Source organism: Salibaculum sp., assembly GCF_035270045.1.
Taxonomy (GTDB): Bacteria; Pseudomonadota; Alphaproteobacteria; order Rhodobacterales; family Rhodobacteraceae; genus Salibaculum.
Map to the genome: position 1 here is coordinate 1 of NZ_DATFIP010000018.1, position 23,995 is coordinate 23,995.

At 63.9% G+C, this 23,995-nt stretch carries 28 protein-coding genes; 6 read left to right on the forward strand and 22 right to left on the reverse strand.

Annotation, left to right across the window (positions count from 1 at the left end; all coding sequences use genetic code 11):
- Positions 1-52 precede the first annotated feature (52 nt).
- Both VJ897_RS02600 and VJ897_RS02605 read left to right on the forward strand, forming a co-directional pair.
- Complete coding sequence (locus VJ897_RS02600) at positions 53-811, forward strand: electron transfer flavoprotein subunit beta/FixA family protein (protein WP_324053062.1); 759 nt, start codon at positions 53-55, stop codon at positions 809-811.
- A complete protein-coding gene (locus VJ897_RS02605; protein ID WP_324052978.1) occupies positions 811-1,740 on the forward strand; it encodes an electron transfer flavoprotein subunit alpha/FixB family protein in 930 nt (309 codons plus the stop codon). The genes VJ897_RS02600 and VJ897_RS02605 overlap by 1 nt, the downstream gene beginning before the upstream one ends.
- 48 nt (positions 1,741-1,788) lie before the next feature.
- Here the strand turns inward: VJ897_RS02605 and VJ897_RS02610 are convergent, their stop codons facing one another.
- Complete coding sequence (locus VJ897_RS02610; RefSeq protein ID WP_324052980.1) at positions 1,789-2,544, reverse strand: DUF6473 family protein; 756 nt, start codon at positions 2,542-2,544, stop codon at positions 1,789-1,791.
- A gap of 193 nt (positions 2,545-2,737) precedes the next feature.
- On the opposite strand from VJ897_RS02610, the gene VJ897_RS02615 reads away from it, so the two are divergent.
- The gene (locus VJ897_RS02615) at positions 2,738-3,613 is read left to right on the forward strand and encodes a 3-hydroxybutyryl-CoA dehydrogenase (RefSeq protein WP_324052982.1); all 876 of its coding nucleotides are present in this window, start codon (positions 2,738-2,740) and stop codon (positions 3,611-3,613) included.
- 3 nt (positions 3,614-3,616) lie between these two features.
- Here VJ897_RS02615 and VJ897_RS02620 read toward each other — a convergent pair whose 3' ends face one another.
- The 7 genes from VJ897_RS02620 to VJ897_RS02650 are packed head-to-tail and all read right to left on the reverse strand — an operon-like array spanning position 3,617 to position 9,056.
- Positions 3,617-4,513 carry a lysophospholipid acyltransferase family protein gene (locus tag VJ897_RS02620; protein WP_324052983.1) on the reverse strand — a complete coding sequence of 299 codons (897 nt, stop codon included), beginning with the start codon at positions 4,511-4,513 and terminating at the stop codon, positions 3,617-3,619.
- A gap of 37 nt (positions 4,514-4,550) precedes the next feature.
- Entirely contained in the window at positions 4,551-4,820 is a 270-nt protein-coding gene (locus VJ897_RS02625; RefSeq protein ID WP_324052985.1) for an HPr family phosphocarrier protein, read from the reverse strand.
- A 13-nt stretch (positions 4,821-4,833) separates the two neighbouring features.
- A complete protein-coding gene (locus VJ897_RS02630; RefSeq protein WP_324052987.1) occupies positions 4,834-5,226 on the reverse strand; it encodes a PTS sugar transporter subunit IIA in 393 nt (130 codons plus the stop codon).
- Positions 5,223-6,158, reverse strand: coding sequence for an RNase adapter RapZ (gene rapZ / locus VJ897_RS02635; RefSeq protein ID WP_324052989.1), 936 nt, complete (start codon positions 6,156-6,158; stop codon positions 5,223-5,225). Before rapZ ends, VJ897_RS02630 begins: the two co-directional genes overlap by 4 nt.
- A gap of 20 nt (positions 6,159-6,178) precedes the next feature.
- Entirely contained in the window at positions 6,179-6,604 is a 426-nt protein-coding gene (locus tag VJ897_RS02640; protein WP_324052991.1) for an HPr kinase/phosphorylase, read from the reverse strand.
- A 7-nt stretch (positions 6,605-6,611) separates the two neighbouring features.
- A complete protein-coding gene (locus VJ897_RS02645; RefSeq protein WP_324052992.1) occupies positions 6,612-8,351 on the reverse strand; it encodes a sensor N-terminal transmembrane domain-containing protein in 1,740 nt (579 codons plus the stop codon).
- Between the two features lie 3 nt (positions 8,352-8,354).
- Entirely contained in the window at positions 8,355-9,056 is a 702-nt protein-coding gene (locus tag VJ897_RS02650; protein ID WP_324052994.1) for a response regulator transcription factor, read from the reverse strand.
- Positions 9,057-9,390: 334 nt separating this feature from the next.
- Here VJ897_RS02650 and VJ897_RS02655 point away from each other — a divergent pair, with 334 nt between their 5' ends.
- Positions 9,391-10,989: a phosphoenolpyruvate carboxykinase gene (locus VJ897_RS02655; protein ID WP_324052995.1), complete on the forward strand. Its 1,599-nt coding sequence runs from the start codon at positions 9,391-9,393 to the stop codon at positions 10,987-10,989.
- Between the two features lie 72 nt (positions 10,990-11,061).
- On the opposite strand, the gene VJ897_RS02660 is transcribed toward VJ897_RS02655, so the two are convergent.
- Positions 11,062-11,829, reverse strand: coding sequence for a sulfite exporter TauE/SafE family protein (locus VJ897_RS02660; RefSeq protein ID WP_324052997.1), 768 nt, complete (start codon positions 11,827-11,829; stop codon positions 11,062-11,064).
- A 145-nt stretch (positions 11,830-11,974) separates the two neighbouring features.
- Between VJ897_RS02660 and VJ897_RS02665 the strand changes: the two genes are divergently transcribed.
- Positions 11,975-13,648 carry an acyl-CoA dehydrogenase family protein gene (locus VJ897_RS02665; protein ID WP_324052999.1) on the forward strand — a complete coding sequence of 558 codons (1,674 nt, stop codon included), beginning with the start codon at positions 11,975-11,977 and terminating at the stop codon, positions 13,646-13,648.
- 67 nt (positions 13,649-13,715) lie between these two features.
- Here VJ897_RS02665 and VJ897_RS02670 read toward each other — a convergent pair whose 3' ends face one another.
- The 4 genes from VJ897_RS02670 to era all read right to left on the reverse strand — a co-directional run bounded on the left by VJ897_RS02670 (position 13,716) and on the right by era (position 16,353).
- Positions 13,716-14,204 carry a TrmO family methyltransferase domain-containing protein gene (locus VJ897_RS02670; protein ID WP_324053001.1) on the reverse strand — a complete coding sequence of 163 codons (489 nt, stop codon included), beginning with the start codon at positions 14,202-14,204 and terminating at the stop codon, positions 13,716-13,718.
- Positions 14,205-14,322: 118 nt separating this feature from the next.
- A complete protein-coding gene (recO, locus tag VJ897_RS02675; protein WP_324053064.1) occupies positions 14,323-15,048 on the reverse strand; it encodes a DNA repair protein RecO in 726 nt (241 codons plus the stop codon).
- A gap of 73 nt (positions 15,049-15,121) precedes the next feature.
- On the reverse strand, positions 15,122-15,448 hold the full coding sequence (locus VJ897_RS02680; protein WP_324053003.1) for a DUF1491 family protein: 327 nt from the start codon (positions 15,446-15,448) through the stop codon (positions 15,122-15,124).
- A complete protein-coding gene (era, locus tag VJ897_RS02685) occupies positions 15,448-16,353 on the reverse strand; it encodes a GTPase Era (protein WP_324053005.1) in 906 nt (301 codons plus the stop codon). Before era ends, VJ897_RS02680 begins: the two co-directional genes overlap by 1 nt.
- Positions 16,354-16,436: 83 nt before the next feature.
- On the opposite strand from era, the gene VJ897_RS02690 reads away from it, so the two are divergent.
- Positions 16,437-16,991, forward strand: coding sequence for a thermonuclease family protein (locus VJ897_RS02690; RefSeq protein WP_324053007.1), 555 nt, complete (start codon positions 16,437-16,439; stop codon positions 16,989-16,991).
- 5 nt (positions 16,992-16,996) lie between these two features.
- On the opposite strand, the gene rnc is transcribed toward VJ897_RS02690, so the two are convergent.
- The 9 genes from rnc to rpoZ all read right to left on the reverse strand — a co-directional run bounded on the left by rnc (position 16,997) and on the right by rpoZ (position 23,962).
- Positions 16,997-17,680: a ribonuclease III gene (gene rnc / locus VJ897_RS02695; protein ID WP_324053009.1), complete on the reverse strand. Its 684-nt coding sequence runs from the start codon at positions 17,678-17,680 to the stop codon at positions 16,997-16,999.
- Positions 17,677-18,513: a signal peptidase I gene (lepB, locus tag VJ897_RS02700; RefSeq protein WP_324053011.1), complete on the reverse strand. Its 837-nt coding sequence runs from the start codon at positions 18,511-18,513 to the stop codon at positions 17,677-17,679. Before lepB ends, rnc begins: the two co-directional genes overlap by 4 nt.
- A gap of 63 nt (positions 18,514-18,576) precedes the next feature.
- On the reverse strand, positions 18,577-18,987 hold the full coding sequence (gene acpS / locus VJ897_RS02705) for a holo-ACP synthase (RefSeq protein ID WP_324053013.1): 411 nt from the start codon (positions 18,985-18,987) through the stop codon (positions 18,577-18,579).
- Complete coding sequence (locus VJ897_RS02710; RefSeq protein WP_324053015.1) at positions 18,984-19,322, reverse strand: Dabb family protein; 339 nt, start codon at positions 19,320-19,322, stop codon at positions 18,984-18,986. The genes acpS and VJ897_RS02710 overlap by 4 nt, the downstream gene beginning before the upstream one ends.
- Entirely contained in the window at positions 19,322-19,945 is a 624-nt protein-coding gene (locus tag VJ897_RS02715) for a LysE family translocator (RefSeq protein ID WP_324053017.1), read from the reverse strand. Before VJ897_RS02715 ends, VJ897_RS02710 begins: the two co-directional genes overlap by 1 nt.
- The gene (locus tag VJ897_RS02720) at positions 19,942-20,682 is read right to left on the reverse strand and encodes a pyridoxine 5'-phosphate synthase (protein WP_324053018.1); all 741 of its coding nucleotides are present in this window, start codon (positions 20,680-20,682) and stop codon (positions 19,942-19,944) included. Before VJ897_RS02720 ends, VJ897_RS02715 begins: the two co-directional genes overlap by 4 nt.
- Before the next feature lie 89 nt (positions 20,683-20,771).
- Positions 20,772-21,425, reverse strand: coding sequence for a DUF2062 domain-containing protein (locus tag VJ897_RS02725; RefSeq protein ID WP_324053020.1), 654 nt, complete (start codon positions 21,423-21,425; stop codon positions 20,772-20,774).
- A gap of 16 nt (positions 21,426-21,441) precedes the next feature.
- Positions 21,442-23,580, reverse strand: coding sequence for a RelA/SpoT family protein (locus VJ897_RS02730; RefSeq protein WP_324053022.1), 2,139 nt, complete (start codon positions 23,578-23,580; stop codon positions 21,442-21,444).
- A 19-nt stretch (positions 23,581-23,599) separates the two neighbouring features.
- Entirely contained in the window at positions 23,600-23,962 is a 363-nt protein-coding gene (gene rpoZ, locus VJ897_RS02735; protein ID WP_324053024.1) for a DNA-directed RNA polymerase subunit omega, read from the reverse strand.
- Positions 23,963-23,995 lie beyond the last annotated feature (33 nt).

Below are 23,995 nucleotides of genomic sequence, written 5' to 3' on the forward strand. Positions count from 1 at the left end.
CCCGCGCTACCTACGGGGGCGAGAACAGGAATCCATAGGGAGATTTACGCTGATGAAGGTGCTTGTGCCCGTCAAACGCGTGATCGATTACAACGTGAAGGTCCGCGTCAAGGCGGATGGCTCCGGTGTCGATCTCGCCAACGTCAAGATGTCGATGAACCCCTTCGACGAGATCGCGGTCGAAGAAGCCATCCGCCTCAAGGAGGCCGGTAAGGCAGATGAGGTCGTGGCCGTCTCCATCGGCGTGAAACAGGCCCAGGAAACCCTGCGCACGGCCCTGGCCATGGGGGCCGACCGGGCCATTCTCGTGGTTGCCGCCGAAGACGTCCACCAGGACATCGAGCCGCTGGCCGTGGCCAAGATCCTCGCCCAGGTCGTGGAAGAGGAAGGGCCCGGCCTTGTCATCGCGGGCAAACAGGCCATCGACAACGACATGAACGCCACCGGCCAGATGCTATCGGCGCTTCTGGGCTGGTCCCAGGGCACCTTTGCCAGTGCGCTTGACGTGGACGGCGACAGCGCCGTCGTCACCCGCGAGGTGGATGGCGGCCTTCAGACCATCAAGGTCAAGATGCCGACCATCGTCACAGTCGATCTGCGCCTGAATGAGCCGCGCTACGCCTCGCTGCCCAACATCATGAAAGCCAAGAAGAAGCCGCTGGATGAAAAGACCGCCGAGGACTACGGCGTCGATGTCACCCCGCGCCTGTCCATCGTCTCGACCGCCGAACCCGAGGCCCGCCAGGCCGGCGAGATCGTCGGCTCGGTCGACGAACTGGTCGAGAAACTCAAGGAAAAGGGGGTCGTTTGATGGCTGTTCTCCTGCTTGCCGAAGTCAATGACGGCGAACTCTCCATGGATGCCACCGCCAAGGCGGTCACAGCCGCCGGGCAACTGGGCGAGGTGACCGTTCTCTGCGCGGGCAGTTCCGCTGCCGCCGCCGGAGGGGCCGCGGCGCAGATCGACGGGGTCGCCAAGGTTCTGGTCGCCGAGGACGACAGTCTCGGTCACCGCCTGGCCGAGACGACCGCTGCGCTGATCGTGTCACTGGCCGGTGACTACGACCACATCACCGCACCGGCCACCACGGATGCCAAGAACGTCATGCCGCGCGTTGCCGCGCTCCTGGATGTCATGGTGATCTCGGACGTCTCGGCCGTGGTCGACGCCGACACCTTCGAACGCCCGATCTACGCGGGCAACGCGATCCAGACCGTGAAGTCCTCGGATGCCAAGAAGGTGGTGACCTTCCGCACTTCGACCTTCGATGCGGCCGGTGACAGCGGCAGCGCCCCAGTCGAGACCGTCAGTGTTCCCGCCGCCGAGGGCCTGTCGGAATGGGTCGAGGACAAGGTCGCCGAGACCGACCGGCCGGACCTGACTTCGGCCGGCGTCGTCGTCTCCGGGGGCCGCGGCGTCGGCTCCGAAGACGATTTCGCCCTGATCGAGACACTGGCCGACAAGCTGGGCGCCGCCGTGGGCGCCTCCCGCGCGGCCGTGGACTCGGGGTTTGCCCCTAACGATTGGCAGGTCGGCCAGACCGGCAAGGTGGTGGCGCCAGATCTTTATATCGCCGTCGGGATCTCTGGCGCGATCCAGCACCTGGCCGGCATGAAGGACTCCAAGATCATCGTCGCCATCAACAAGGACGAAGAGGCCCCGATTTTCCAGGTGGCCGATTACGGTCTGGTCGCCGACCTCTTCGAAGCGCTGCCGGAGCTCAGCGAAAAGTTGAACTGACCCGGAACCGGAGCATCGGGAAAGGCCCGCCGCGCCGGCGGGCCTTTTTCACCGGCCCATGGCATCGCAGAGCGCGGCGGCCGCGCGTCGATGATCCGGGGTACAGGGCATTTGCGGCAAGACACCGGGGCTGCCGTCGTAAACCACCTGGGTCACTTTCGTCCCGGCCGCCTCCAGTGCGGTCAGCATCTCGGGCGTCACGAGGGAGGGGTCGTGCCCGTTGTCCGCCGGATCCTCGGGGTGGCGCGGTGCGAACCACAACAAGTGCACGGGCCCGTTGGCCAGGCCGACGAGTTCGCGCATTCGCCGCATCCAGCACCCGCGCAAGACCCGCCGCACCTCGGACACCCTCAGCGGGTCGGTCTCGGCCAGCCTGGCCATCAGATGGCCGGTAAAGGCGATCTCGGTAAAGTCGACCTCGGGATAGAGCGCGCGCAGCGGCGAACACGGCGCGATGAACCGGTCGTTTCGGCGTGGATGCACCTTGTAGAACCGGTTGCTGAGGTTGACGGCCCCCATGATCTGAATGACCACGGCCGAGGCATCGTGGACGAGCGCGCGCACCGCGTGGTCGCGCAAGAACAGGTCCGGTCCGGCCATCTGTTGGCCCAGGTTCAGGCAAACTGTGCCGGTTTCCTGTTCCAGTAGCTCGGGGAAAGGATGTGGCACGTCCCGTGCGAAGGTCTCGCTGCCCCCAAGGCACGCGAGGTAGCCGCCGTCGGTAGGGCGCCACGGCCCCCGGAAATCCAACCGCGACAGACCATAGCTGCAAGTCGTCAGACACGCACCGGGCGCGTTTCTCATGTGAAGTGTCATTGGTCCCACCACCAGTTTTTCGTCTCACCGATGACGAAATTCTGCCGATTCCCTTTCCAAACGCTTAAGCCCTGCGATCGAACCCACATCGGCACGCCGGGGTTTCTGCAATGCGGCACCTTGAGCCGGACCGGAACGGCGCATAGGGTATGACCATCAACACTCACCAGGGATCGCGCGTATGGCTATTGAACGGATTGGCGTCGTCGGAGCCGGGCAGATGGGCAACGGAATCGCCCATGTCTGCGCAGTGGCCGGTTACGAAGTGCTGCTCAACGACATCAGCCAGGACGCCATCGACAAGGCCATATCCACGATCGAGCGCAACCTCGACCGCCAAGTCAGCCGCGAGCGCATCTCCGAAGCGGAAAAAGCCACGGCAATGGCTCGCATCAGCACCACGCAGACACTGACCGACCTTGGCCCCACGGACCTGATCATCGAGGCCGCCACCGAGCGCGAGACCGTCAAGCAGGAGATCTTCGACGCCCTCCTGCCACACCTGAAGCCCGAGACGATCCTGACCTCGAACACCTCTTCGATCTCGATCACGCGGCTGGCCAGCCGCACGGACCGGCCGGAACAGTTCATGGGGTTCCACTTCATGAACCCGGTGCCGGTGATGCAGCTGGTCGAACTGATCCGCGGGATCGCGACCGGCAAGGAAACCTTCGATGCCTGCTACGAGGTGGTCGCAAGGCTGGGCAAGACCGCCGCCACGGCCGAGGATTTTCCGGCCTTCATCGTCAACCGCATCCTGATGCCAATGATCAACGAGGCAGTCTACGCGCTTTACGAGGGCGTCGGCAGCGTAAGTTCCATCGACACCTCGCTCAAGCTGGGGGCAAACCATCCCATGGGGCCGCTGGAACTGGCCGATTTCATCGGGCTGGACACCTGCCTTGCGATCATGAACGTGCTGCACGATGGGCTTGCGGATACCAAGTATCGACCCTGCCCACTCTTGACGAAATACGTCGAGGCCGGGTGGCTGGGCCGCAAGACCCAACGTGGTTTTTACGACTATCGCGGGGACGCGCCGGTACCGACACGGTGAGGCTCAGCCCGGATCGCGATCCGGGTCCTCGCCCAAGGATATCGTGTGCTGGCGCAGCCATGACATGAAACCGCGCGGATCCTGGCCCTTTTCTGCGGCCATCTGTGGCGGGATGGGCTTGCCGATCACCGGGGCCTGCGGCTTGTCGAAGGCATGGACGACCTCGTGGATCAGCAGCCCCTGCCGCAGGGTGGGCGAAATATTCGCCGCCACCTGGTAGGCTCGTGAATTGGACCCAGGGAAATAGCAGGGCACGACGGTGGCCCCTGACCGGCGGATCATCTTGGCGGTGAAGACATTCCATTCGGCCTCAATCGCGCGACCGAACATGGTCTCGGCCTGGGCCACCACGCCTGACGGGAACAACGCAACCAGCCCATTCTTGTCCAGATGGTCCATGGCCCGCGCCCGCATCTGGATCATCTGTTTCTGGGCATCCGACTCGTGCGGAAACGGCACCGGAATCATGTAGCTGGCCGCACTTTCGTCGATTCCGGTCAGCAGCGCGCGCGTCAGGATGCGATAGTCGTTGCGCCGCCGCCCGACCACATCGGCCAACACCATGCCGTCGATCAGCCCGTGCGGGTGGTTCGCCACCAAGATGACCGGCCCGCTTTCGGGGATGCGGTCCAACTGGTGCTCGGGGGTCAGGATGTCGATCCCCATGACCTCCATCGTGGCCGGCCAAAAGGCCTGTCCCTTGGGGATGGCGCGACTCTCGAAACGGCGGATGCGGCGGATCACCTCGATCTTACCGGTACACCATTCCATGGTCCTGATGGCTTGGCGCAGCAGCGGAGAACCGAAGGTATCGGAATAGGTCAGGCTCCGCCGATCATAGACGCGTGATGGCCCGCGTCCCTGTGGCCCGTGCAGGTTTCTGGAAGACGTTTCCGTCAAGCGTGAAGTCCCCTCGTTCGAGATACGGACGGGGGTGTCAGTCCCCCTCGCCGAACTTGCCGGCCACGAGCGCCTGGAGCGCGTCCGCAAGGTCCTCGGCCTGCCTGCCCGTGGTCTCGACCTCAATAAAGGTTCCCTTGGAGGCTGCCAACATCAAAAGCCCCATGATGCTGTCACCGGCGGCGGACAGGCCATCCTTGATCACCTCGGCCTGGGCATCGAACTGTTCGACCGTCTCGGCGAACTTGGCAGCCGCCCTTGCGTGCAGCCCCTTGATGTTGACGATCTCAAGCTCGCGGTGCGCCATCGGCCTTCCCCACTCAGTCCAGACCCACGGAATGGCTGTTGATGTACTTGCGCCCCGCGGCCAGCGCATCCTCGACGGCAACGGGCACCGGCTTGCGGCGCGACTTGGCCAGCTTGACAAGCATGGGCAGGTTCGCGCCGTAAATGATGCGGCGGTTCTCGGGGTTGCAAGCGCGCAGCGACAAGTTCGAGGGTGAGCCGCCGAACATGTCGGTCACGATGACCACCCCGTCGCCTGTATCCACAGCGTCGGCGGCTGCGCAGATCTCGTCCTGCTTGGCAGAACGGTCAACTTCGGCCTCAATCGAAATGGCACGGATGCCAGGCTGGCGGCCCACGACGTGTTCGACGGCGGAAAGATATTCCGCCGCCAACCCCCCATGCGCCACAATCACGATTCCGATCACGTGTGCTTGTCCCGTTTGGCCGCGCCGCCGCCCCAGCGTTCCTGCTCCCCATGCCTCTTAGACACGTGCCACCCGGCCTCTGCAAGCCCCCGGGCCAGGGTTTCGGTCACGACGACCGACCTGTGTTGCCCGCCGGTACATCCAAACCCGATGGACAGATGCGATTTGCCTTCTTCACGGAACGCCGGCAACAGGTCCAGCATGAGGTCCTGCACGCGCTCGACGAATGGTGCAAAACGGACGTCGCCCTCGACATGGGCGCGCACGGGTGCGTCAAGACCGGTCATCTGGCGCAACTCCGGCTCCCAGTGCGGATTGCGCAGGAACCGGCAGTCGAACATCATGTCGATGCCCTTGGGCACGCCGCGCTTGTAGGAGAACGATTGAAACGTCACCCCCATGGCCCCGGCACGCCCGTCCGAGAAGCACTCGGACAGTGCCGCCTTTAGATCGTGGGGGCTGGTCTCTGTGGTGTCGATCAGGATGTCGGCGCGATCCCTTATCGGGGCAAGCAACTCGATCTCCTCGCGGATGCCCATGATCGCTGGGGCGTCGGGCACCAGTGGGTGGCGGCGTCGCGTTTCGGAATAGCGCCGCACCAGAACGTCCTCGCTGCAGTCGAGAAACAGCAGTTGAAGCGCCAGCCCATCGCGGCGTTCCAGCCAATCGACAAGGTCCTGAAGCCGCTCGATCGAGAAATCCCGGTTGCGGACATCCACACCGAGGGCCATCGGTCGGTCGCCGCCCGGCGCCTCGACAAGGCGACGCAGCATCGACATGGGAATGTTGTCTATGGCCTCGAACCCCAGGTCCTCAAGGATGTGGATCGCCGTCGCCCGCCCTGCACCAGACGGACCGGTCACGATAACCAGCCGTTGGCCGGGCGGCGGTGTCGTGCCGGGCCTGTCTGTCTGATGCGGCGCGATGTCCATGGGGCCTCCGGAACAGGTGGTCAATCCAACCTACCAAAATGGATATATTGCAGGATGGCGGCAGGAAAATAGTCGCGCGCGACCTTGTGAAAGCAAGGGAAATTCCGGCCGAGTAGCACGAAATGGCGCTGCGGCGGCAGGCGCAGCTCTTCCTCCTGGGTCATGTCGACGACCAGAGCCACGGGGACCGGCCCTGCCAGGTCGGCCCGCAGGAGACCCACGCCGCGGGCCTCGATACCAGCGGGGGCGCCCGCGGGGGCGCGGGCGATCACCTCTCCATTCTTGATGCTCAGGCAGGTGATATCATCGGTGACCAGTTGCGCGCCCAGCGCCAGCAAGGACAGGCCCATTGCGGACTTGCCGGACCCGGACGGCCCCGTGATGACAACGCCCCGGCCATCCACGGCAACGGTTGTGGCGTGCAGCTGACTGGAATCGCACGACACCTCCGGACTAGACCGGCAGGCCGACCACGAAGCGGGCGCCCAGCGGATCAGAGCCGACATCGGCATCGGTCGGACGGATGTTCTCGGCCCAGATCACGCCACCATGCGCCTCGACGATCTGCTTGGAAATGGCCAGCCCCAGGCCCGAGTTGTTGCCGAACTGCCCCTCGGGGCGTTCAGAATAGAACCGCTTGAATATTTTCGACAATGCCTCGTCGGGGATGCCCGGGCCGGTGTCCTCAACCACCACCAGGACGCGATTCTCGCGCTTGCGGGTCCAGACACGGATCGCGTCCCCCTCCTCGCAGAAGGATATGGCATTGGAGATGAGGTTGACGAAAACCTGGGCCAATCGCCCCTCCAGTCCCACCACCAGGATCGGTTGCTGCGGCAGGTCGGTGATGAAATCCACGCCCTTCTGTTCGGCCTCGTTGCCAAGGAACTCTGTGAGGTTCGACAACGTTTTCAGCAAGTCGAACTCCTCTTCGTCGTCCTTGACGAGTTCGGTGTCCAGCCGCGACGCGTTGGAAATATCACTGACCAGCCGGTCGAGCCGCCGCACGTCATGTTCCAGCACCTCCAGCATCCGCTCGCGCTGGTCATCGCGCTTGGCCACGCGCAGGGTGCCAACGGCCGAACGCATCGAGGCCAGCGGGTTCTTGATCTCGTGCGCCACGTCTGCGGCGAATTGCTCGTTGCCCTCGATCCGCTGGGTCAGGGCCGCGACCATGCCGCGCAGGGCCCCGGACAGACGGCCAATCTCGTCGGGTCGCCCGGTCAGATCGGGAATGCGGATGCGTTCGGGGGCGACCTTGCGGGCGTTCTTGTCACGGCCCAGTTCCGCGGCCTCGGCCAGGTCGGACAGGGGGTTGGCGATGGTCGAGGCCAGCACGAGGCTAAGCGCGATGGAAACGATCGCCCCGATCACGAACATCTGCAAAAGCTGCTCGCGGTCGCGGCTCACCAGCGCGTTCAGCTCGCCCGGGGCCGAGACGACGGCAATCACCCCAACGGGCTGATCCCCCTGCATGACGGGCGTCGAGACAGTGAAGAAGGCACGCCCCTCGGAGTCCTGCCGTGTCTCGAACTGTGTGCCGGTCGCGATCGTCTGCTGGACGGAGCGCCCGAAATCCAGCACGGGGTCAACCGGCATTGCCGCGGGATCACCGTCGCGCAGGACGGACGAGAACCAGTTGAACACCCCGTTCAGGAAATCCGTGATCAGGGTGCCGTGCCCCTCGAGTTCCAGCCCGGGGACCGGCATATCGCCGTTGGTGGGATCGGACCAGCTGGAGACAAGAACGCCCTGCCGATCAAAGAGGTAGACATCGACACCGCCGCGCAGGTCCAGGCCCTCAAGCGTTGTCTGTGCCTCTATACCGTCGCCGGTGACGAGGTTGACCGGCGCACCCAGGGGCAGTTGCGCCTCGAAGACATCGGCGATCAGCTCGGCCTCGTTGACAAGGGAAGAGCCGCGCTGAAAAGCGAGGTTGTCGCGCGAAGGGCTGAGGTACAGCACCCCTGCGACCAGAACGATCAGACCCATAAGATTGAAGGTGATGATCTTGCGTGCCAGCGGCGATTTGTTGAGTTGCAGAAACCCGCGCCGGGCGCGGCGCTTCTGAAGGTCAGTGTCGTCGGGGCGTGGCGCGATCCAGTCATCCCCCAACACGACGGATTCGTGCTGCTCGGCTGCTCGCCGGACAGATTTCAGGTCACGAACGTCGATCTTGGGGGTTGTCGTCATCCCTTATTCTTCGTTGTAGCGATAGCCGATCCCGTAGAGCGTCTCGATCGCGGAAAACTCGTCGTCGACCTGGCGCATCTTCTTGCGCAGGCGCTTGATGTGGCTGTCGATGGTGCGGTCATCGACATAGACCTGGTCGTCATAGGCTACGTCCATCAGTTGGTCGCGCGACTTGACGAAGCCGGGCCGCTGGGCAAGCGCCTCGAGCAAAAGGAACTCGGTCACGGTCAGCGATACGGCGCGCCCCTTCCAGGTGACGGCGTGGCGCAACGGGTCCATGCTCAACTCGCCGCGCACCATGAGCTTTTGGTCCTCGCTCTCTTCGACAAGCTCGCCCGAGATCGCGTCCTGGCGACGCAGCAACGCCCGTATGCGTTCCACCAGAAGACGTTGGCTAAAGGGTTTCTTGACATAGTCATCCGCGCCCATGCGCAGCCCCAGGACCTCGTCGATCTCGTCGTCCTTGGATGTCAGGAAAATCACCGGCATGCTGGTTTTCTGTCGCAGGCGCTGCAACAGGTCCATGCCATCCATGCGCGGCATCTTTATGTCCAGCACGGCCAGTTCCGGCATCTTCTTGTTGAACGCATCCAGTGCCGCCTGGCCGTCGTTATAGGTCTCGACCTCGAAGCCCTCGGCCTCGAGTGTCATGGATACCGAAGTCAGAATATTGCGGTCGTCATCAACAAGCGCGATGCGTGACATGTCACTGCCCCTTCCTACTGCTCAATTTTTGCCTGTGTTTTTTGATATTTTTGCCCTGACAGGACGGTGCGAATCAATCCCAATCTGCACGGGCGCCCCGCGCTTGCATCCGTTTTGCCCCCAAAAACGATAATCAATGGCTAAAATGCCTCACTTTGCCAACCGCCGGTGCGGCGCGGCCGGCGAGGCACCGCCATGGTGGCGCTAACTGATACCTGATTGCGCTAATGATTGCGCTAACTGTGACATCCCCACCTGTTCATGAGCAAAATCAGCGTGTTAATTGAGCACCATCAGGGGCACGTTCGCCCCGCAATCACGGAGCGAGAGAGACATGGACCATGGAACGGTCAATCCGACGATGAAGCTGCAGGATCAGGGGATCAGCGGGCTTGGTCATGTCTATTACAACCTCGTCGAGCCCGAGCTCGTCGAGGCCGCGGTCGCGCGCGGCGAGGGCACGCTGGGCAAGGGCGGCGCCTTCCTGACCACCACGGGCGAGTTCACGGGGCGTTCGCCCAAGGACAAGCACGTCGTCCGCACCCCCAGCACCGAGGACACCATCTGGTGGGATAACAATGCCCAGATGGAGGCCGATGCCTTCGACCGGCTCTACGAGGATATGACCGCTCACATGAAGGGGCGCGACTACTTCGTCGAGGATCTCTTTGGCGGGGCCGATCCGGCGCATCGGCTAGACGTCCGCGTTGTCACCGAACTGGCTTGGCACAGCTTGTTCATCCGTCATCTCCTGCGGCGCCCCGAGGTGTCGGAACTTGATGGCTTCAGCCCCGACTTCACGATTATCAATTGTCCCACGTTCCATGCCGACCCCGAACGTCACGGCTGCCGCAGCGAAACGGTGATCGCGATGAATTTCGACCGCAAGCTGATCCTGATCGGGGGCACCGAATACGGGGGCGAGAACAAGAAATCCGTCTTCACGCTTCTCAACTACATCCTTCCGGAAACGGGCATCATGCCAATGCATTGCTCCGCCAATCACGCCAAGGGCAACCCGGTGGACGCCGCCGTTTTCTTCGGCTTGTCGGGCACGGGCAAGACGACCCTCTCGGCCGATCCCAACCGGGTGCTGATCGGTGATGACGAACACGGCTGGTCGGACCGCGGCATCTTCAACTTCGAGGGCGGCTGCTATGCCAAGACCATCGGCCTCGACCCCGAGGCCGAGCCCGAGATATACGCCACCACCGAGATGCCCGGAACCGTGATCGAGAACATGGTCTTCGATCCCGAAACGCTCGAGTTGGACTTCGAGGATGACAGCCTGACGGCCAACATGCGTTGCGCCTACCCGCTGCACTACATCGACAACGCCAGCGACACGGGCCTTGGCGGGCATCCCAAGAACATCGTCATGCTGACCTGTGACGCCTTCGGCGTGCTGCCGCCCATCGCGCGGCTGACCCCGGCCCAGGCCATGTATCATTTCCTGTCCGGCTTCACCTCCAAGGTGGCCGGGACCGAGCGTGGCGTCACCGAGCCAGAGCCGACCTTTTCCACCTGTTTCGGCGCGCCTTTCATACCGCGCCGGCCCGAGGTCTACGGCGAATTGCTGCGCCAGAAGATCGCCAGCCACGGCGCCACCTGCTGGCTGGTCAACACCGGCTGGACCGGTGGCGCCTATGGCACTGGCAACCGAATGCCGATCAAGGCCACACGTGCCCTGCTGACCGCGGCCCTGGACGGGTCCCTGGTGGAGGGCAGTTTCCGAAAGGACCCCTACTTCGGCTTCGACGTGCCGTTGACCTGCACTGGGGTGGACAACCGGCTACTGACCCCGCGTGACACCTGGGCCGACCCCGCAGCCTACGACGCGCAGGCCGAGCGGCTGGTCGAGATGTTCGCTGAGAACTTCACCCAGTACGCGCCCTACATCAACGATGACGTGAAAGCCGCCGCGATCGGGTAAAGTCCTGAATTGCATTGTCATTATGCCCCGCGGGACGTCGAACCGCGGGGCTTTCCCGTGTGTGGACGCCTGTCACATGAGGCCGCGCCGGATCAGGTTCAGCCCGGCCAGCATCAGCACCAGAAGCGTCACCCGGCGAAATGTCGCCTGGTCGATCCGGTCCTGAACCCGGAACCCGGCCCACATCCCGATCGCCGCCGGAACCACCAGAAGCGCCGAAAGCCCAACGGTTCCACGGTTCAGGACCCCCGATTGCACGTGGCCCAGCAGAAGCATGACCGACCCCAGCCCGTAGATGACCCCCTGCACGACGATCTGCCGCGCCTTGGGCGTCTCTATGGCCACCAGATAAAGCACCGTCGGCGGCCCCCATGTGCCAGCCAGCCCGCCCAGTGACCCCGACAACAACCCCGCGATGACCGCGCCAAGTGTCCGCCGCCCCTCGGGAATCACCAGCCGCAGGCCCAGCAGCTGGATGCCGCACAGCACCACCACCGGCACGCCAAGCACCAGGAACATGGTGTTCGAGGGGATCACCGTCAGGAACTGCGCTGAAATCAGGATCATGCCGCAAACCAGCACCAAGTATAGCCAGAAGTCGCGCATGGCCTGAAGCGCCTCGCGCGGGCCAGACCGGAGCACCTGCAGGGCATTGGACAGTACGATGGGGAGAATCAGCGCGGCCACAGCCAGGCGCGGTTCCAACAGTGACCCCAGACCCGATACCATGATCAGCGGCATGGCAAAGCCCACCGCCCCCTTCACCACCCCGGCCAGAAGGGTGATGGCCAGGATCGAGGCCAGGAGGCCCATGCTGTCGATGCTTGCTACGATATTCATGCCCCTGCTTTACCCCGCGAGACATCCGGCCGCAGCCCAAAAAGCGCCGCGACATTTTCTTCACGTTTTTACGGCCTATCTCGCATCAATATTGCGCCGCATACGCAAAGGCGTTATTGCTGCGCCTGCAAAAAGAGGAATCGCCATGCCCCGGGACAGACACGATACGAGCCCCATTCTGAATGATCTTCTTAGCCTGACGAGGGCCGCCCTCCCGCCCTTGGAGGCGCTTCAGGAAACCGCCACAGCCTCGGTGCGGGCCATGGTCACCGCGGGCGAGCGTGTCTCGGGCACGCTGCTGGAGCAGAACCAGACCGCCGCCCACGGGCTGGCTTGGGTGGCCACATATGTGGAAGCCCTGCGCCAGATGCAGGGCTGGGCCGACCGCCTGCACTCCGACGGCAAGTTCGGCGAAATCGAGCAACTGCTGCACCAGATCGCCTTCGGCGAATACCTCTGTCAGCTCCATGGCGGCATCCCCATGAGCCAGGGCGAAATCATCCGCCTGCAGGATCTTGGCCTGAGCCCGGAGCAGATGGGCATGATGATGACACCCGAGGTGATGACCCTGACAAAGTCAGCCAACAGCCAAGCCGCCCGGACGCGGCTCGTGGAGTTGATGCAGGAACAATCCGCACATGTCACCGTGGGCGCCGCAGGCCTGGACGACGAGTTGGAGATGATCCGCGAACAATTCCGCCGCTACACGGTGGACCGGATCGACCCCCATGCCCATGACTGGCACCTCAAGGACGAGCTGATCCCGATGGAGGTCATCGAGGAGCTGGCCGAGATGGGTGTTTTCGGTCTGACAATCCCCGAGGAGCTGGGAGGCTTGGGCCTGCCGAAGGCGGCCATGGCCGTGGTCTCGGAGGAACTCAGCCGCGGCTACATCGGCGTCGGCAGCCTCGGCACGCGCTCCGAGATCGCGGCCGAACTGATCCTCTGCGGCGGCACCGAGGACCAGAAGGCGCAGTGGCTGCCCAAGATTGCCACGGCCGAAATCCTGCCCACGGCCGTATTCACCGAACCCAACACCGGGTCCGACCTCGGGGCGCTGCGCACCCGCGCCGTCAAGACCGGTGAGGACTACGAAATCACGGGAAACAAGACCTGGATCACCCATGCCTCGCGCACCCATGTCATGACCCTGCTGGCGCGCACCGATCCTGAAAGCGCCGATCACCGCGGCCTGTCGATGTTCCTGGCCGAGAAGACGCCCGGGACGGACGAGACCCCCTTCCCGACCGAAGGCATGACCGGTGGCGAAATCGAGGTTCTGGGTTATCGCGGCATGAAGGAATACGAAATCGGGTTCGACCAGTTCAAGGTTAAGGGCGAGAACCTTCTTGGCGGCGAGGAGGGCAAGGGGTTCAAGCAACTGATGCAGACCTTCGAATCCGCCCGCATCCAGACCGCCGCCCGCGCCGTGGGCGTGGCGCAATCGGCGCTGGACACCTCGATGCAATACGCCCAGGACCGCAAACAGTTCGGCAAGCCCCTGATCGCCTTTCCCCGTGTCGCGGGCAAACTGGCGATGATGGCAGTCGAGATCATGGTGGCACGCCAACTGACCTATTTCTCGGCCAACGAGAAGGACAACGAGCGCCGCTGCGATCTGGAAGCCGGGATGGCCAAGCTGCTGGGCGCACGCGTGGCCTGGGCGGCAGCCGACAACGGCTTGCAAATCCACGGCGGCAACGGCTTCGCGCTGGAATACGCGATCAGCCGTATCCTCTGCGATGCCCGCATCCTGAACATCTTCGAGGGTGCCGCCGAGATCCAGGCGCAGGTCATTGCCCGCCGTCTATTGGGATGACGACATGCCAGACGGTCCGGCGTTGCGCCACGATACAGGGACAGGTCATCGCACGACGTCTGTGTGACTAGTCCCCCGGCTCGGGCGGGATGTCGATCCCGTCCAGCCACGGCTTGATATCCAGCACGGGTGTGCCATCGAAGGCATCGGTCGCGTCTACGCCGATTTCCCCTGTTTCGTGATCCAGTGACGTGATGCGGACCGCCTCGATGGCAATGGGATTGGGCCGCACGGGGCTACGCAGGGCAAAGGTTCCGCGCGGCTCCTCGGCGTGGCGCGGCGCTTGAACGATCAGGTCGCGCCGGGACTTGTCGAACCACAGGATCAGCCAGATCGCCTGGCCGACGGTCAACCCCCGCAGCCCCGCACGATAGGGCGCTTCCAGCACCACGCGCCCGGCACCGCCGCCTTGCGCCCGCGATTGGCGCAGGTTCCTGGGTGCTCGGCCTGGCGCCCAGCCCGTGTGCAAGGTGCCGATGAAGATGACCCCGTCCCGCGTGTGCGCAGCCGGGTCGAAGCCCAAGGACTGTTCCCCGTCTCGGGGTGGCTTCGTCATGATGCAGGTCTCTGCAGCGAGACAGATCGCTGAAAGGCGGTTTCACGATGCATCATGGCCTCCTTCGCCGACACTTTACCAACCCTGAAGTTGCCATACGACCCCTGACAGTTGAAACCTATGCCGCCCGCCGCAGCAGGTCCAGCAGTCGCGCGCGGGCCTCCGGCACGGGCTTGTCGCCCAGCGCCGGCGCCAACCGATGGTGCAGGAAATGGCCTGTCACCTCGAGCCCGTCGAGGATGTCGGCGGGCGTCGCGTCGCCCTGCCGCAGCAGGATCGGCGGCAGCGGCAACAGCCTGTCGGCCCAGTCACCCGCACCTTTGGCCGATACCGCCCGGCCCGATCGCGGTGAAATGTAGACCAGAGACTCGCCCGCACCCGTCACCGCGCAAGTCGACAGGTCTAGTCCGAAGCCCATTTCATCGAGCAGGGCCAGTTCCCAGCGCAGGTAACCCAGCGGCCACAGGTCATCCTGCCCCAGCAGGTCCAGCAACTGGACGCTGCGATGATAGAGCGGCGGATGCGCCTCGCGTTCCGGCAACACGAAACACAACAGACCCGTCACCGCGTTCAGCCCGGCCAGCGCCATGCGCCCGCCCAGGATCTGCGCCGCGCGGCTGCGAATGGGTTCGACGGTGAAGGTGCCCAGGTGATCCTCCAGCCGGGCCTTCCAGGTCAGGTCCAGCTGCGCACCCGGTTGCAGAATCGGGGACAACCTGCGCCCCGTCCCGCCTCGCACGACCCCCGCGGCCCTACCATGCCCCTCGGTGAACACATCGAGGATCACTGCGTTTTCGCCATGCTTGCGGACCCGCAGAACCGCCCCGTCTTCGCGCCATTCGATCATCCCCGCATCAAGCGGGATGGCGAGGCGCCATGCAAGCGTTCCCGGATCAAGACTGTCTCGGCCGCATTCGCTACTCCAACCCGGGCTCGTCCAGCAGGTGCCGGCCGGCGCGGTCCTCGACCTCGATGATCCAGACATCGGGGTCGAACCGGGCCTGCCTGGCCAGCGCGGCGTCGACTTCCGGTTCCTCGCCCTCGGTCAGCACGATCCACCGCCGATCGCCACTCATCAGGTCTACGGACCTTTGATAGGCCACGGCCCGCCCGTCCAGCGGGTTCAGCTTGACCAGAACCGCACCCGCCGTCATGTCGCCCTTGCGCACGACGAAAGCAGGGATATCGACCAGGCGCAGCCGGGTCAGGTAGGCCGAGACCCAGACATCCGTCGTAAGGCGCATCAGTTTCCGTCCCGAAAATCCAGCCCCATCTGGGAATAGCGTTCGGCCTCCTCCAGCCAGTTCGGGCGCACCTTCACCTGCAGGAACAGGTGAATCTTGCGACCAAGGAAGTCTTCCAGTTCTTCGCGGGCGGCCTTGCCCACCGCCTTGATCGTCTCGCCCTTCTTGCCGAGAACGATTCCCTTGTGCCCGTCGCGTATCACGTAGACCACCTGGTCGACCCGGGCCGAGCCATCCGGACGCTCTTCCCAGCTCTCGGTCTCGACGGTCAGTTGGTAGGGCAGTTCCTGGTGCAGGCGCAACATCAGCTTTTCGCGCGTCATCTCGGCGGCGATCATGCGCAGCGGCAAATCGGCGATCTGGTCTTCGGGGTAGAGCCACGGCCCCTCGGGCATCTGGTCGGCAAGCCAACGGCGCAGATCGTCGCAGCCATGCCCCTTTTCCGCCGAGACCATGAAGGTTTCCGCGAAGGGATAGCTGTCGTTCATCTTCTTGGTCAGAGCCAGCAAGGCGGGCGCCTCTACCCGGTCGATCTTGTTGATCGCCAGCGCCACCTTGCGGCCCTCGCCCACCTGCTCGAGCTGTTCGAGGATCGCTTCGACGCCTTCGGTCACGCCACGATGGGCCTCGACCAGAAGGACGATCACGTCTGAATCGGCGGCGCCCCCCCAGGCTGCGGTGACCATGGCCCGGTCCAGCCGCCGGCGCGGGCGGAACAGGCCCGGCGTATCCACAAGGACCATCTGGGCATCGCCTTCCAGTGCCACCCCCCGGATGCGCGCCCGCGTCGTCTGCACTTTATGCGTGACGATCGACACCTTGGCCCCCACCATCCGGTTTGTCAGGGTGGACTTGCCCGAGTTGGGTTCTCCGATCAGGGCGACAAATCCGGCGCGTTGGGTCATTCTTGGTTGCCTCCCTGGAAAACGCTGTAAGACTGGGTTGTTGCGCTCCTTATTCCGGAATTACCTCAACTGGTAGCAAAAATATGGAAGTCATTGCAGTACTGGCTTTGCTTGCGGTGTTTGCCTTCGCCGCAAGATCTAAGAAAACACGTCGGGGAGCCTCCCCCGGGCCGCGCCCGCAGTCTGGCCCGTTGGTCAACCGCAAGCCAGCCCCGCCTCGGCCCGGAGACTACAAGGAGCCGCAGACCGCTCGAAAGCTCAAGGGCAAGTGCTGGGTTATCGACGGGGACACGATCGTAATCGAAAGAGTGCATATTCGCATCGCAGGCATCGATGCCCCGGAACTAAACCATCCTTGGGGTCGAAATTCCAAGTCCGCGCTGATCAAGCTCTGCAAAGGTCAAGTCATAACCGCGGAACTACACCCGGAAAGCACCTATGATCGGGCTGTAGGAACGTGCCTTTTACCCGACGGACAAGATCTGGCAGCGGAGCTTGTAAAGATGGGTCTGGCAATTGATTGGCCAAAATTTTCAGGTGGAAAGTACAGTCACCTTGAGCCGGCTGGTATCCGCAAAAAGTTGTGGCGTGCCGATGCCAAACAAAAAGGTCGGTATGACGCCCGGCGTCATGGCTAACTCAGCTATTCTGCCTCAATGCGGTCCAGCAAAGCCTGGGCAGAGGCGTGTTCGGCATGGCGCTTGGACCCGGCGGTCGCCCGGGCGCTCTGACCGCTTTCCAGGGTCACTTGAATCGTGAATTTCGGCGCGTGATCGGGACCAGAGCGCGCGCATTCCTCGTAGACAGGCGGTTGCTGGCCACGCGCCTGGGCCCATTCCTGAAGCGCTGTCTTGGCGTCGCGGGCATCGGCCTTGACCGTGGTGATGCGGTTGCCCCACAGCGCGACGATACGCACCCGCGCCGCCTCGAACCCCGCATCCAGGTAGATGGCGGCGATCACTGCTTCCATGGCGTCGCCCAGCAGGGCCTCCTTGCGGCGACCACCCGATTTCATCTCGGACCGGCCCAGTTTCAGCACCGCGCCCAGGTCGATCTCGCGGGCAACGGCGGCGCAGGCCTCCTTGCGCACCAGCGCGTTGTAGCGCGGGGCCAGTTGCCCCTCGGCCGCAGCCGGGTCAGCCTCCAGCAGCGCCTCGGCCATGACCAGCCCCAGCACCCTGTCGCCGAGAAACTCCAGCCGCTGGTTGTCATCGCGGTGGACGCTCGACATGGAAGGATGGGTCACCGCGCGTATCAGCAACTCGGGCCGGGTGAAGCGATGGCCGAGCCTGCCCTGGAACGCCCTGAGCTCGCTCGAAAGTTTCAATCTATCGCCTTGAAATAGCGGTCTGAACGCCAGGTCCAGAAGGCCAGCATGGATCTCCCGGCAGACGAGAACACGATCCGGTCAGCGCGCCCCACGATATCTTCGTAGGGGACGAACCCGACGCCCCGTGCCGCCTGCGGCACCCGGCTGTCCGAGGAATTGTCACGGTTGTCGCCCATGAAGAAATACTGCCCCTCGGGCACGGTGAAGACGCCGGTGTTGTCCAGCGCCCGTGGCCCGATGTTGAGAACCGAATGCGTGACGCCGTTGGGCAGTTCCTCGGTGAAGCGCTGTTTCTGACACTCGGACCCCAGCCCCGCCGCGCCGTTCATGCACTGGGGCAGCAGGCCACTGGGACCCTGGCGTTCCATGGTCTCGATGAAAAAGCCGTCGGGGCTCTGATCGGCGGCTTCACCGTTGATGTGGACCACCCCGTTGCGCATCTGGATGCGGTCCCCGGGCAGCCCGATCACCCGCTTGATGAAATCGCGGCCTGTCACCGGATGGCGAAAGACGACCACGTCACCGCGTTCGGGCTCGGACCCGAACAACCGGTCGTTTCCGCCTTCGAAAACACCGCAGAAATCATCCGCGCCGACATCTATGCCGAAGCGCGGTATCCGGATCGAGGGGCAAGAGGCATAGGAATAACCGTAAGCCATCTTGTTGACGAAAAGGAAATCCCCGATCAACAGCGTGTCCTTCATGGACCCGGACGGAATCCAGAACGGCTGGAAGAAAAAGGTCCGGAAGACCCCGGCGATGAGCAAGGCATAGACGACCGTCTTGACGGTTTCCTTGACAGTGTGCAGCAGGCCGGCGCTTTCGGACATTGGCTGGAATTCCCTTTGAAAGACCGCTGCTTCATGGGGCGGGGGAACGCTCGAGTCAACCTGTCAGTCCGGGGCGGTCAGGGGCCGCGCCTCGATCAGCACGAAGGCCTGCGCCCAGGGGTGATCGTCGGTCAGGGTGACGTGGATGATGGCCTCGTGGCCCTCTGGTGTCATTTCCGCCAACCTGTCCCGGGCCCAGCCGGTGACGGCCATTACGGGCTGGCCCGTCGCAACGTTGCTCACGGCCATGTCCTTCCAGGCGATTCCCATGCGCAGCCCTGTCCCCAGCGCCTTGGAACAGGCCTCTTTCGCAGCCCAGCGTTTCGCATATGTTCCCGCGATATCTGCCCGGCGCTCGGCCTTGGCCTGCTCCACCTCGGTGAAGACACGGTTGCGGAACCGGTCGCCGAAGCGATCGAGCGTGCCCTGGACGCGCTCGATGTTGGCAAGGTCGGTGCCGATGCCAAGGATCATGCCGCGCCCCCCGGGTCCGCCTCTGTCAGCAGGTCGTAGACGACGATCCCCTCGGCCCCACTCGTACAGAGTGCCGCGAGGCGCGCACCCAGCGCCCGGTGGCGGGCATCTGCGGCATAGCGGTCCAGCGCGGCGCGGTCGGCCAGGACACAGATGAACCCATGGGGGTAATCCGGCGACTTGCCTTCGGCGTCCAGGTTCGGACCATGGGTGAAACCCTTGAACCCCTCGATCAAGCCGACAAGCGCCTGCAGCCCCTCCATCACCGCCGTCAGGGCCGCGGGATCGGCATCCTCGCGCAGGCGCAGCATGACGCAGTGGCGGATCATCGCCATCAGACCTCCGGCCGCAGGGTGAAGATCCGCAGGCTGGCTGCGCCAAACAGAAGCCCGAAGGCCAGTTCGAACCAGCGCCGCATCCTGGCATAGGCGCATGAGATGGCGCCGACCGAGAAGAGCCAAGCATATCCCAGAAACATCGTCGCTGAGACCAGCACAAGCAGGGCGAGCAAGCGGCCGACGTGTTGCGGGTCGGAGCCCGACGGCAGGGTGATGGCAAAAATCGACCCCCAGGCCAGCATGGCCTTGGGATTGGTCAGGTGGATCAGAAGACCCTTGGCGAAGAAGCGGTGGCGCGGCACCGCTCCCAACTCTGCGGAGCGGTTGCGCCAGGCAGAGCGCAGGGATTTCACAGCCAGGTAGAGAAGATAGGCGGCGCCAGCGTAGCGCAGCGCCTCGAAGGCCCAGGCGTTGGCTCTCATGACCGCCGAGAAACCCAGCGCCGCGGCGATCCCCCAGCAGGCCGAACCGGTCACAATGCCCAGCGCCACAGCCATCCCCGACGTGCGGCCATACCGCATCGAGGTGCCCGATATCGCCAGCGTTGCCGGGCCGGGGCTGCCTGCGGCCAGCATCCAGCCCAGCAAAATCACCGGCAAGGGGATCAGAAGATCAGTCATCGCCGCACCTCGTCCATCAGGCGGCGCATCTCACGAATTGCCGGGTCCAGCCCCATGAAGATCGCCTCGGCGATGATGAAATGACCAATATTCAACTCCTTGACCTCAGGGAATGCCGCGATCGGCTGCACGGTATCGAACGTCAGTCCGTGGCCCGCGTGAACCTCGAGCCCCAGAGAATGTGTGAAGGCGGACATCTCGCGCAGGGAGTCCAGTTCTCGGTCGCGGTCGTCGGCGCGACCTTCGGCCTGCGCATCGCAATAGGCTCCGGTATGCAGTTCGACAACCTGCGCGCCGATACGGTGCGCTGCTTCGATCTGGCGTGCGTCTGCGGCGATGAATATGGACACGCGGCACCCGGCCTCGCGCAGCGGCGCGATGAAATGCGCCAGCCGGTTCTCCTCGCGCGCAACTTCGAGCCCGCCCTCGGTGGTGCGTTCCTCGCGCTTCTCGGGGACGATGCAGACAGCATGGGGCCGGTGTCGCAGGGCGATGCGCTGCATTTCCTCGGTTGCCGCCATCTCGAAATTGAGCGGGGCCTCAAGCGCCTCGGTCAGCGCCTCGATGTCGCGGTCCGAGATGTGGCGCCGGTCCTCGCGAAGATGCGCGGTGATCCCGTCGGCGCCGGCCGCCTCGGCCAGCTTGGCAGCGCGCACCGGGTCGGGATAGGCCCCGCCCCGGGCGTTGCGCACGGTGGCCACATGGTCGATGTTCACGCCCAGACGCAAGTCGTGCATCCCTGTTCTCCATTTTTCTGCCGCGCGAGGCTAGCGCCACGCCGCCGCAGGTGAAAGCCGGCTTGCATGACAAATCCTGAATTGGTCCATCACGGGCCATGCGGCGGCCCCTTGCCCGTGTCCGGCCCGGCGGGCGGCTGCTTGAGCTTGCGCAGCTTGGCCTTGAGCAACTTGCGCCGCCTGTTCTGATAGGCATGGATCACTCGCACGGCCAGATAATAACAGATCGTCGCCGTGATGACGCCGGGAATGATCGAACCGATCATGAAAGGAAAGAAGGTCGTCTGGTAAAAGGCCTGAAGACCCTCCCATTGCATCTCCTCGGGCGAGAACAGTGCACGCAAATTGTGCCAGATGTCGGTCCAGGCGGCAGAAATCTCGGCGTTGATATCCAGCCGTCCCGGCGCCTGCCCCAGCAGCATGTGCCCGAACCACAGCGAGGTGGCCGCGATCGGGATGTAGGTCAGCGGGTTCCCGAAAAAGGTCGCCAGCAGTGCAGCGACAAGGTTGCCCCGCATCAACCCGGCCAGAAAGACCGAGATGAAGAAGTGCAGCCCGAAGAAGGGGGTGAAGGTCACGAAGACCCCGGCCCAGATGCCACGCCCGATCTTCTCGGGGGTGTCGGGCAGCCGGCGCACACGGTACTGAACATAACGCGCCGCCCGCCCCCAACCGCCGCGCGGCCAGAAGAGCTCGAAGATGATCCGCCAGATCGGGCGTCTGTCCCTGCGTCTGAAGACCACCTGTCGCGTTCCCGTCCTAATCCTGGCGTTCGACCGCCCCCGCCCTCGCGGGGTCGCGGTGACGGCTGATCGCCGAGACGTGGCTCTCCGCCTCAAGCGCCGTCATGATCCTGTGCATATGTTCCACGTCGCGCAGGTCAACCTCGATCAGCAACCTGTAGTAGTCCGGTTTGCGGTCAATGAAGACAAGGTCCGAAATGTTCGCGTCCTGCTCGCCGATCAGCGTGCAGATGCGGCCCAGGACGCCGGCGTCGTTGGTGATGGTCAGGTCCATGGTGACCGTGTTGCCAGGCCGGTGCGTGCCCTCGGCCCAGTGCAGGTCGACCCAACGGTCGGGCTGGTCTTCGTACTGGGCCAGGACGTCACAATCTATGGCATGCACGACAACGCCCTGACCACGCTGGGTGATCCCCACGATCCGTTCGCCCGGCACCGGCTGGCAGCACTGAGCGCGACGCAAGGACTGGTCGGCGGCCAGGCCCACGACGGCGCGGCGCGGCTCGATCTCGGGGCCGTCGGCCTCGGCCAGTTCTGGATAAATGGCGCGGACCACCTCGCGGCTGGTCAAGTGGGCGCTGCCAAGCTGTTCCAGCAAGTCCTCGGTCTTGGCCAGCCCCATCGCCTTGGCGGCGGTGCGCAGGGCCTTGTCGGTGGCTTTCTTGCCGATATTCTCGAAGGCCACGCGAGCCAATTCCCGGCCCAGCCGGATGAACCGCTCGCGGTCCTCTTCGCGCAGGGCACGGCGGATGGCGGTCTTGGCTCGGCCAGTCACGGCGATATCCACCCAGGTCACCTGAGGACTCTGACCCTCGGCAGTGATGATCTCGACAGACTGTCCGTTCTTGAGACGTGTCCAAAGCGGCACGCGCAGCCCGTCCACCTTGGCGCCCACGGTGGCATGACCGATCCGGGTATGTATGGCATAGGCGAAGTCGATCGGTGTCGCCCCGCGCGGCAGCTTGATCACATCGCCCTTGGGCGTGAAGCAGAAGACCTGATCCTGGTACATCTCCAGCTTGACGAAATCGAGGAATTCGTCGTGGTCATGCCCCTCGTCCAGGCGTTCGGTCATGGAGGCGATCCAGCGCGCTGGATCGACCGCAAAGCGGTTCTCTACCCGTTCGCCATCGCGATAGGACCAATGTGCGGCGACGCCGGTCTCGGCAACCTCGTGCATCTCGCGGGTGCGAATCTGCACCTCGACACGTTTGCCGTCGCGCCCTGAGACAGTGGTGTGAATGGAACGGTAGCCGTTCGACTTGGGCTGGCTGATATAGTCCTTGAACCGGCCGGGCACCGCGCGCCAGCGCTGGTGGATGACGCCCAGAACGGCATAGCAGTCGGCCTCGGTCCCGGTTATGATGCGAAAGCCGTAAATGTCGGAGAGGCGCGAGAAGCCCTGGTCCTTTTCCTGCATCTTGCGCCAGATCGAATAGGGCTTCTTTGCACGGCCATAGACCTCGGCCACCAGGCCCGCGCGGTCCAGCTCGGTTTCCATGTCGGTGGTGATCTTCTCGATCACGTCACCTGTTTCGCGTTGCAGCGTGATGAAGCGGCGGATGATGGAATTGCGCGCCTCGGGATTGAGTACGCGAAAGGCCAGGTCCTCCAGTTCCTCGCGCATCCATTGCATCCCCATGCGGCCCGCGAGCGGGGCATATATATCCATCGTCTCGCGCGCCTTCTGGACCTGCTTGTCCGGACGCATGGACTTGATGGTGCGCATGTTGTGCAGCCGGTCGGCCAGCTTGACCAGTGTCACCCGTAGATCGCGAGAGGTGGCCATGAACAGCTTGCGGAAGTTTTCGGCCTGCTTCGAGGCCGCATCCGTAAGCTGCAGGTTGGTCAGCTTGGTGACGCCCTCGACAAGATCTGCGATTTCACGCCCGAAGCGTTGCTCTACGGTCGAAAAACTGGCCTTGGTGTCCTCGATGGTGTCATGCAGCAGGGCCGTGACGAGGGTGCCGTCGTCCATCTGCTGCTCGGCCAGGATGCCCGCCACGGCAACCGGATGGGTGAAGTAGGGCTCGCCAGAATGACGGAACTGCCCGTCATGCATCTCCGCCCCGAAGGCGAAGGCATCACGGATCAGATCCTCGTTGGTCTTGGGGTTATAGGTTCGGACCAGCCCGATCAGGTCATCTGCCGCGATCATGCCCGGTCCGTGTCCGCCCTTACTTCTGGCCCTGGGCTTCCATCAGGGCGCGCAGGAGCTTTTCCTCGCTCATGTCGTCCTCGACGGGGGCGTCGGCCTGTTCGCTGCCGCCACCCATGAGGATCGCCATCGAATCTTCTTCGGGCTCATCGATCTCGATCTGGGTCTGGTTCGACTCGATCAGGCGCTCGCGCAGGTCATCGGCCTGCTGGGTCTCGTCTGCGATCTCGCGCAGAGACACGACCGGGTTCTTGTCGTTGTCGCGGTCCACGGTGACGGGGGACCCGGCCGAAATCTCGCGTGCCCGGTGCGCGGCAAGCATCACCAGCTCGAAGCGGTTCGGAACCTTGTCTACGCAGTCTTCAACGGTAACGCGGGCCATGGGGGCACTCCAATCGGTCGGTCTGGTCGTCGG